Here is a 9,064-nt window from a genome sequence, read left to right as displayed (position 1 = left end):
GATCTGGCGGGAGCCGACCCTGTCGGCGATTCCCACGGAGCCGAACTTCACCCCCGCTCGAACGCCTGCCCAGGCAGCGGCGGCAGCGTCGCCTCCAGCGTGCGCACGGCGGCATCCATGTCCACCGAAGCCACCGCCTCATGCCCTCGCAGCAGCTGCTCCACCAGCACGTCCTGCGCCCGCCCGCGCTCCAGCGCGTACGCATACGGGAGATGGGTGAAGGTGACCATGCGGTAACGCGGGAGGTAATGCGTGGGCGAGCGCTCGGCCAGCAGCGCGCCAAGCTCGCGCTTGCGCAGGTAATGCGGATCGGCGACCGAATCGCGCATTTCCACGTAGTTTTCCAATGCCATCTGCGCGATGGCATCCGCATTGGGCTTGCGCCGGCGCTCGAACTCCGCGAACACGGCCGCGGCGTCGCCTGGCTGCGCGGCGAACAGGTCCGCCAGTTCGGCCGCGTCTTCGAAGCCGCAATTCATGCCCTGCCCATGGAAAGGCACGATCGCGTGCGCGGCGTCGCCGATCAGCAAGGCACGCCCGCCGACATGCCAGCGGTCGAGGTAGAGCGTGCCGAGGGTACCGACGGGATGCGCCGCCCAGTCGGCCGCGAACTCGGGCATGAGGGCCAGCGCATCGGGAAAATCGGCGCGGAAAAACGCTTCCGCGGCGCCCGCGCCCGCGATCGTGCGGAAGCTGGGATGCTCGCCGTCGTTGGGCAGGAAGAGGGTGACGGTGAAACTGCCTTCGCGGTTGGGCAGCGCGATGCACATGTAATGTCCGCGCGGCCAGATGTGCAGCGCGTTGCGCTCGATCGCGAACGGAGTGGCGGGATCGCTTCCTGGCGGGATCTCCAGTTCCTTGTAGCCGTGGCCCAGCTCCTCGACGCGCTCGCCCAACGGCGAGTGCAGGTGCATGGCCGCGCGCAGCGCGGAGCCGGCGCCGTCCGCGCCGATGACGATGGGCGCCTCGACCGTGCGTTCCACGCCATGGGCATCGTGCAAGGAGAGCGTGCCTGCGTCGAGGTCCGCGCCCGCCAGGCCCTGGTCGAAATGCACCGTGGCGCCGGCCGCCTCGGCGGCGTCGAGCATCAGCGTATTGAGGCCGCCGCGCGACACCGACCAGATCACTTCGGAATCGTCCACGCCATAGCGTTGCAGGCCGCTATGGCCGGCGGGATCGTGGACCATGCGCCCGCGCATCATCACCGCCTGTTCGAGCACGCGATCGGCAAGGCCGGTGGCACGCAAGGCATGCAGGCCGCGTTCGGCCAGGGCGAGATTGATCGAGCGACCGCCCTGGAAACCCGCCTGGCGGGGATCGGAGCGCTTCTCGTAGACGGTGACGCGGAAACCGCGCTGGGTAAGCAGGGTGGCGACCAGGGCGCCGACCAGTCCGGCGCCGACCACGGCGATGTCGTTACGGGGCATGGAGGCCTGCATCCGGGCGCGAGATATTGCGGGGCAGCGCATCGTGCGCCGCAGCGCCGCCGGGGGCAAGCCCGCGACGGCGGGGCTTCTTAGCTGGGTTTCTTGCCCGTACGGGCAGCGGGCCGGACGGGTTCCGCCGGCTTGGCCGTGGCGGCGTCGAGGAAGCCGCGCTGCATCGACTTCCAGACGTCGAGGTTGCGCTCGGTCATCTCGTTCAGCATGGACCAGGGCGTCTGGCCCATCAGGCTGTTGAGCTGGTTGCGGAACTGCTGCTGCTGGTCGAGGAAGACCTGCAGGCTGCGCTCCAGGTACGGCCCCATGAAGCCCTGCAGGGAGTCGCCGTAGAAGCGGATGATGTGCGAGAGCAGCTGCGGCGACAGCATGGGCTGGCCGTGCTCCTCGTGCTCCGCGATGATCTGCAGCAAGACGGAGCGGGTCAGGTCTTCACCGGACTTGGCGTCGCGGACCTCGAAAGTTTCCCCGTCGAGCACCAGCTGGCGGACTTCCTCCAGCGTGATATAGCTCGAGATTTCCGTATCGTAGAGACGACGGTTCGGATACTTCTTAATGATGCGTAGGGTTTGTGCCATGCGGCGAAAGCTACCACGAGGTATTGCGCCGCACCAGTTGCGGCAGCTGGCCGTAATCGTTTACGGATTTCACATTCGCAGTTTGGATCGATTTAGCTAACTTTGTTTTAATGTGCCGCCGCGCCACCCGCGTTGCCGAACGGCGGTTTCGCCAGCCAGAGGATCGGGATCAGGGCGAGGAAAAGCAGCGCACAGCCCCAGAACACGTCGTTCACCGCCAGCGTCGCCGCTTCCCGGGTCACCAGTTGGTCGACCACCGCCAGCCCCGGCTTGCCCGGAATGCCGAGCGACGTGAGTTGCTGGGTGAAGGTCGTGGTCGCGGGCGATGCATGCGTCACGTACTCGGTGAGCGAGGCATGGTGCGACTCGGTGCGGTGCTGCCACAGGGTGACCGTCACCGCGGTGGACACGCTCGACGCCAGGGTACGGCAGAAGTTCGCCAGTCCCGATGCACCCGCGACCTGGTCCGGATTGAGGCCGGAGAGGAAGATCTGGTTGAGCGGAATGAAGAAGCACGCGATGGCGATGCCCATGATGAAGCGTGGCAGCACCAGCGTGGCGAACGATGCGCCGCTGTTGAACTCCGAGAACCAGAACGCGGTGAAGGCGAACACGATGAAGGCGAAGGTCACCACGGCGCGCAATTCGAGCCGCTGGATGTTCTTGCCGATGAACGGTGACACCAGGAAGGCGAGGATGCCCACCGGCGCGGTGGCGAGGCCGGCCCACGTCGCGGTGTAGCCCAGCGTGGTCTGCAACCACAGCGGGAACACCACGTTGATGCCGAAGAAGGCGAGCATGCCCAGCGACAGCGCGGTGACGCCCACGGCGAAGTTGCGCCGCGTGAACAGCGAGAGATCCACCACGGGATGCTTCGCGGTGAGTTCCCATATCACCAGGAAGACCAGGGCCACGAGCGCGACGAGTCCCAGCGTGAGGATCATCGGCGAAGCGAACCAGTCGTGGTCGTTGCCGTTGTCGAGCATGAACTGCAGCGAGCCCACGCCGATCACCAGCAAGGCCAGGCCGACGGTGTCGATGGGCGCGCGCACGATCTTCGTCTCGCGGTGGCGAAGGATGCTCCAGGTCACCACGCCGGCCGCCGCCCCCACGGGCACGTTGATGTAGAAGATCCACGGCCAGGAGAAATTGTCGGTGAGGTAGCCACCGAGGATCGGGCCGAAGATCGGCGCCACCACCACCGTCATCGCCCACATCGCCAGCGCGATGCCTTGCTTGGTTTTTGGATAACTCGCCAGCAGCAACGACAGCGACAAGGCCACCATCGGGCCCGAGCCCGCGCCTTGCAGGAGACGGAAGATCACCAGCATCGGCATGCTCGTCGCCAGGCCGCAGAGCATGGAGAACGCGACGAACAGGGCCACCGATACACAGAACGTGCGCACTTCACCGAAGCGTTTCGCCAGCCAGCCCGTCAGGGGCTGCATGATCGCGCTGGCCAGGGCGTAGGAACTGATGGCCCACGTGCCCTCGCTCGGGCTCACGCCGAGGCTGCCCGCGATATGCGGCACGGCGACGTTCACGATCGTCATGTCGAGGATCTCCATGAAGGTGGAGAACGCGACGGCGATCGTCAGCAGGACCAGCGGCCCGCCATGCAGTGGCTTGGGGCCGTTGGCGGGGGAGGCGTCGGGAAGGGCGGCGGCGTCGCTCAAGGCACGTCGGCTCCGAGATTGTCACGAACGATGGCGTCGGCGGCGGCATCGGCCTTCGCGGCGACCTCGTCGTAGACCCGGGTCTGGGCGACCGGCGTCGTGGACGGCTGCTTCGCTAGCACGTCACCCTTGTCGTCGGTGATGTCCACCGTCACGGCGGTGGACAGCCCGATGCGCAGCGGATGCTTGTCGAGGTCCTGCGGGTCGAGCGCGATGCGCACGGGCACGCGCTGCACGACCTTGATCCAGTTGCCGGTGGCGTTCTGCGCGGGGAGCAGCGAGAACGCGCTGCCGGTACCGGCACCCAGGCCCACCACCTTGCCGTGGTATTCCACGCCGCCACCGTAGATATCCGCCTCGATCTTCGCCGGCTGGCCGATGCGCACATGGCGCAGCTGGCTTTCCTTGAAGTTCGCGTCTACCCACAGGTCGTGCAGCGGCACCACGGTCATCAGTTGCTGGCCGGGCTGCACGCTGTTGCCGACCTGCACGCTGCGCTGGGCCACATAGCCATCGATCGGGGCGACGATCGCGTTGCGCTGCGCGGCGACCCAGGCCTGGCGGAAATTGGCGCGGGCCTGTTCCACGGCGGGGTTGCCCTGCACGTCGCTGCCGTCGACCAGGGCGCGGGCGGCGTCGGCCTGGCGCTGCGCGGCGTCGAGCGCGGACTGCGCGCTGGTGACCGCGTCCCGTGCGTGTTGCACTTCCTCGGGCGCCACGGCCTTTTCAGCGAGCAACGGCAGGCGACGCTTGAGGTCGTCCTGCGCGCGCTTGAGGTCCTGCCGCCGGGCGACGAGCGAGGCGTCCGCGCCCGCCGCCGACTGCGTCTGCTGGCGTACCTGGCGCACCGCCTGGGCGAGCGCGCTGCTGGCCTTGCGCAGGGCGACGTCGGCATCGGTGGGGTCGAGCCGGACGAGCACCTGCCCGGCGTTCACCCGCTGCGTGTCGTCGGCCTAGACGCGGACGACGATGCCCGGCACCTGGGCCGAGATACCCACCTGGTTGCCGCCGACATACGCATCGTCGGTGGTCTCCCTGGTGGAGAAAACGAACAGCCAGAGCAGGACCCACGTGATCGCGGCGAGGACGAAGACGGTCAGCGCGATCAATAGCGCGCGGGCGCGCTTGCGCTTGTCCTTCGGCGCGTTGCCGCCATCGTCCTGTGCGCGCGGCGTGTCGGTGGAATTGGCGCTCATGGGCTCGTGGCTCCGTTCGTGCGAGGCGTGGAAGGGGATGTGATGGTTTCGGCGCGGTATCCGCCGCCGAGTGCCTTGATCAGGGCGACGTCGGTGGCCAGGGCCTGGCCATGGAGGTCGGCCTCCATGTCCTGTTGCTGGATCAGCGCGGCTTCGGTCGCCAGCGATTCGCGATCGTCGCGAACGCCGCGCGCGGCGCGGGCACGGGCGCTGGCGAGCAAGGCGTTAGCGGCCTCGACCTGGGCGTCCTGCTGCGCGCGCCGCGCGGCGATCTGCTGGGCGCCGAGCGCCTGCGTCGCCACGTCGCGCGCGGCGCTCGCCACGGCGGCGTTGTACTGGGCGACCGCCGCGCCGAGTTGCGCGCGGCTGACACCGTGATTGGCTTCCAGTGCGCCGCCCTCGAAGATCGGCAGATGGATGGCCGGCGTGAGGGAGAAGACGCGACTGTCGGCCGAGAAGACCTTGTCCATGTCGATGCTCGACAGGCCTGCCATGGCGCTCAGGCTCACGTCGGGAAAGAATTGCGCGCGCGCCGCGTCGGTCTGGCGCAGCGCGGCTTCCACCTGCCAGCGGCTGGCGGCGATATCGGGCCGGCGTGCCATGAGATCGGTACCGGCGTCCGTCGGCAGCCCGGGCGTCACCGCCGGCAGGGGCCGTGGCGTCAACGTGGGAAGCTCGGCGGGCGACACGCCGACCAGGGTGGCGAGCGAGGCGCGGCGGATATCCGCCGAACCCTGCAGCGCGACGCGTTGCTGCCGTGCGCCGGCCAGTTCGGCCCGCGCCTGCTGCGCCGTGTCGGGTTCGTCCACGCCCTGTTTCACCCGCAATTCGGCGATGCGCAAGGCACGCTCCCGCGCGGCGACGAGGCGATCGGCGAGGGCGACACGGGACTCGTCGGCGAGCCATCCGAAATAGGTGTCCGCGACCACCGCCTGGATGTTGAGCGAAGCGGCCGAGCGTTCCGCTTCGGCGGCGCGTGCGCTGTCGATCGCGGATTCGATCGTGTAACGCTTCTTGCCCCACCAGTCGAAGTCGTAGCGGACCTGGATGCCGAGGTCGGCCTGGTTGTACCAGGTGAACCCGAGGAATTGCGAAGGAATGAGGCCGTGCTCGCTCATCCGCTGGCGCGCGACCTGGCCGCTGCCGTCGACGCGCAGGCCGGCCGGCGCGGCGGCCACGCGGATGTTCTGCTCGGCGGACTCCACGCGCGTCCTGGCCTGGACGAGGTCCGGCGCGCCGCGCAGCGCGAGGTCCATCAGGGTGTCGAGCTGCGGGTCGTTGTAGACGCGCCACCAGTCGGCCGCGGGCCAGCCGGCACGGGTGCCGGTGGAGAGGCCCGCCAGGGGCGCCTCCTCGCGTAGTGCCGGCCGATCGATCTTCGCCGGCACGTGGCAGGCGGCGAGCAACACGGCCACGGCGCCTGCGAGCAGGGTGGGGCGGAGCGAGGTACGAATCATGGGCTGGCGTCCGTGTCGACCGTGCGGTCGATGTGCAGGGCGAGTTTCTTGAGCAGCTTTTCGAAGGTCTTCCGTTCCGCGGCGCTGAAGCAGGCGAACGACTCCGCCACGGCCGGGAACATGGGTGGCAGCAGCTTGGCGACGAAACGCCGGCCGGCTGGCGTGATCCGCAGCAACACCTGGCGCCGGTCATGCGTGGCGTGCGAGCGGGAGATGAGGTCGCGCTTGGCCAGCACGTTGGCGATGCGCGTCATGTTGGTGGGCTTCTGCTCGGCGAGCACGCAAAGCTCGCCCGGCGTGGCGCTGCCGTCCTCGCTGCTGTACAGCATCATCAGCGTGCGGAAATCGCTGTCGTTGAGGCCGTGGGGCTTGAGCTTGCTCTCGAACTCACGCAGCAGGGCGCCGGCCGTCAACATCAGCAGGCGCACGAGGATCACCTCGGACTTCGGCAGCTCCGGGATACGGTCGGCGACGCGGCCGACCCCCTCGTAGAGCGCATCGACACAAGGTTGGAGGCTGGACATTTCGCTGGATAATAGTTCGCTGGTGAACTATCAGGCTAGCAAGGATGCCAGTGGGTCCGCAAGCTGCCAGGCAGCGTCGGGCATCGCAAGCCACGGGTTGCGCTAAAACCCCGGTGAATCCGCCGGATAGGACCGGCGGGGCCGAAACCACGCAGCGAAAGCGGGGCGTCGACGATTCGCCGTGCTTGCTCTTTCGTCGTCGCGGGCGTTATTTGGTCTCTCCCGATTCACCAACTACTGAACAAGGACTGTCAGATGAAAAAGGCACGGCTCATTCCCAAGGAACTCATTGAGGCGCAGTGGCGGCGGACGCACGAAGGCCGTATGCCCGTGGCACGGTTGGAAGCGTTGGCCGCGCCCGACAGGACAGTCGATCCTGGCATCGATATTTATCCTCTCTTCGTCGCGGCTTTCGAGGCACAGGGCGAGCCCGCGGCGGGTCAGGTCATTCGCTTCGCCGTGCGGGAGGACGATCCGGAGAATCCCACGGGCACGACGTTCCTCGCGGATGGTGTATCTGCCATCGCCGGCTATGGCATGACCGACAGCGCTGGCGTGGTCATGCCCACCGAGGCGCTACGGTCGGGCAAGTCGCCGGGAGTGGTGTTCGTTCGGGCGACCGCACCCCTGAGTGGTGGAGAGGGCATACATGCGGACTACAGGATTCGGGTTTCCGATGCGACACCGGCGCAATTCAAGATTCTGAGCGGCGGCGACGAATCGTTCCAGGTGGGCACCGCGGTTCTCGTAGAAGCAATCGTTCAGCTGCTGGATGCGGCGGGAAAACCGATTCCCTACGGCACGGTACGCTTTCACATCGAGGATCCGGATGGCACCCACTCCCAGCTGGAGTCTCCAGAGAATCCGATTGCTTGGACGGCCTTCTCCGTCGATTCCGAAGGAAAGGTCGGCTTTTACAGCATCGTGAGCGTGGGTGACGGCGCGCCGGGCAAGAGTTTCGCCATTCGCATGAGCCGCGACGGCAGGGCGCCATACCACGATCTCACCTACAGGACGCTTGCCATCCCGGCGACGTGACGCCTGCCATCGATCGCAGGCGATCGGGCTTGACCTTTCGTACCTCTGACCTTTACTTGCCTACTCGCATGGATCGCGCCGGTCGATGGCGACTTGCCTCGATTCCGCGCTGCACATCCGTCATCTTCTGAATAAGGACACTTCAGATGAATGAACCCGTTGTCATCCCGCAGGCTCTCATCAAGAAACTGCGCCGGGAAAGGAGCAAGCGCCGGGAACCCGTCGCGCGATTGCAAGCATTTGGCGAGCTCGACAGGACGGTGGATTGCGACAGCGTGGTCTTCCCGCTTTTTGTCATGGCATTTGACGCGCAGGGCCGGCCGGCCGCGGGGCACGCCGTTCGTTTTGCCGTGAAGGACTCGGCGAACCCGACGGGAACAGCCTTCATCGTGGCGGGAATCCCTGTTGAGGATAGTTATGGATTGACGGACGGTTCTGGCGCTGTCATGCCGACGGACACGCTGTTATCCGGCAGGACTCCGGGAACCGCTGTCGTTCGGGTAACGGCGCCCGAAAGTGCGGGCGATGACGTCAATGCCGATTTCACGATACGGGTTTCCGACGCGACTCCCACCGCCATCAACGTCTTGAGCGGTGGTAACGAGTCCATCACGGCGGGAACTGCCGTTGTCATCGCAGCGACCGTGCAGTTGGTGGACAAGGTGGGTAAGCCGATAACGTTCGGTACAGTGCGGTTTCATATCGAAGACCCCAACGGAACCCACTCGCAACTGACCTACGCGGGATACCCGGCAGCCTGGATAAGCGAAGCCGTCAATTCAGAGGGGATAGCCGCGTTCACCCACCTGGTTCGCGTGGGCGACGGGGCACCCGGTGCCAGCTTCGTCATTCGCGCCAGTCGTAACGGCAGGGAGCCCCATGGCGATCTCGTCTACCAGACACTTGCGCCCAGGGCGAAATAAAGAGGTTCTTCACGGAAGTCCGGGAAGCGCGGCAGGCGGAGCCGTCGGCCGCCACCCTCGTCGCTCCGGTTGCACCGTCGCTCGGGAAAGGATGCCTGTGGGAGCCGACCCTGTCGGCGATGGGTGCTTGCCTCAATCTGGCCCGCTGCCGCGGGATCGCCGACAAGGTCGGCTCCCACAGGGCTGTTCCCAAGCTCCCACTAGGTCTGTTCCTGACCGGGCGACTCGATTGG

General features: G+C 66.8%; 9 protein-coding genes. 2 read left to right on the top strand and 7 right to left on the bottom strand.

Features of this window, described 5'->3' with window-relative positions; translation table 11 throughout:
* Positions 1-47 precede the first annotated feature (47 nt).
* From ACR9ZJ_RS18025 to ACR9ZJ_RS17995, 7 genes are all read right to left on the bottom strand, one after another.
* Complete coding sequence (locus ACR9ZJ_RS18025) at positions 48-1,427, bottom strand: FAD-dependent oxidoreductase (RefSeq protein ID WP_481288538.1); 1,380 nt, start codon at positions 1,425-1,427, stop codon at positions 48-50.
* Between the two features lie 89 nt (positions 1,428-1,516).
* On the bottom strand, positions 1,517-2,017 hold the full coding sequence (phaR, locus tag ACR9ZJ_RS18020) for a polyhydroxyalkanoate synthesis repressor PhaR (RefSeq protein WP_426284845.1): 501 nt from the start codon (positions 2,015-2,017) through the stop codon (positions 1,517-1,519).
* A 107-nt stretch (positions 2,018-2,124) separates the two neighbouring features.
* Positions 2,125-3,693 (bottom strand): DHA2 family efflux MFS transporter permease subunit, encoded by a 1,569-nt coding sequence (locus tag ACR9ZJ_RS18015; RefSeq protein WP_481288537.1) that lies wholly within the window; start codon positions 3,691-3,693, stop codon positions 2,125-2,127.
* Entirely contained in the window at positions 3,690-4,628 is a 939-nt protein-coding gene (locus ACR9ZJ_RS18010) for an EmrA/EmrK family multidrug efflux transporter periplasmic adaptor subunit (protein ID WP_481288536.1), read from the bottom strand. Before ACR9ZJ_RS18010 ends, ACR9ZJ_RS18015 begins: the two co-directional genes overlap by 4 nt.
* Positions 4,629-4,646: 18 nt before the next feature.
* Positions 4,647-4,889, bottom strand: coding sequence for a hypothetical protein (locus tag ACR9ZJ_RS18005; protein ID WP_481288535.1), 243 nt, complete (start codon positions 4,887-4,889; stop codon positions 4,647-4,649).
* Positions 4,886-6,346: an efflux transporter outer membrane subunit gene (locus tag ACR9ZJ_RS18000; protein WP_481288534.1), complete on the bottom strand. Its 1,461-nt coding sequence runs from the start codon at positions 6,344-6,346 to the stop codon at positions 4,886-4,888. Before ACR9ZJ_RS18000 ends, ACR9ZJ_RS18005 begins: the two co-directional genes overlap by 4 nt.
* On the bottom strand, positions 6,343-6,870 hold the full coding sequence (locus tag ACR9ZJ_RS17995) for a MarR family winged helix-turn-helix transcriptional regulator (protein ID WP_481288533.1): 528 nt from the start codon (positions 6,868-6,870) through the stop codon (positions 6,343-6,345). Before ACR9ZJ_RS17995 ends, ACR9ZJ_RS18000 begins: the two co-directional genes overlap by 4 nt.
* A gap of 255 nt (positions 6,871-7,125) precedes the next feature.
* On the opposite strand from ACR9ZJ_RS17995, the gene ACR9ZJ_RS17990 reads away from it, so the two are divergent.
* Both ACR9ZJ_RS17990 and ACR9ZJ_RS17985 read left to right on the top strand, forming a co-directional pair.
* Positions 7,126-7,908 (top strand): hypothetical protein, encoded by a 783-nt coding sequence (locus ACR9ZJ_RS17990; RefSeq protein ID WP_481288532.1) that lies wholly within the window; start codon positions 7,126-7,128, stop codon positions 7,906-7,908.
* 146 nt (positions 7,909-8,054) lie between these two features.
* Positions 8,055-8,831 carry a hypothetical protein gene (locus ACR9ZJ_RS17985; protein WP_481288531.1) on the top strand — a complete coding sequence of 259 codons (777 nt, stop codon included), beginning with the start codon at positions 8,055-8,057 and terminating at the stop codon, positions 8,829-8,831.
* Positions 8,832-9,064 lie beyond the last annotated feature (233 nt).

Source organism: Luteibacter sp. KNZ12-1A (genome assembly GCF_056755675.1).
The sequence above is the reverse complement of the archived record's forward strand: the minus strand, read 5'-3'. Positions and strand labels throughout refer to the sequence as shown.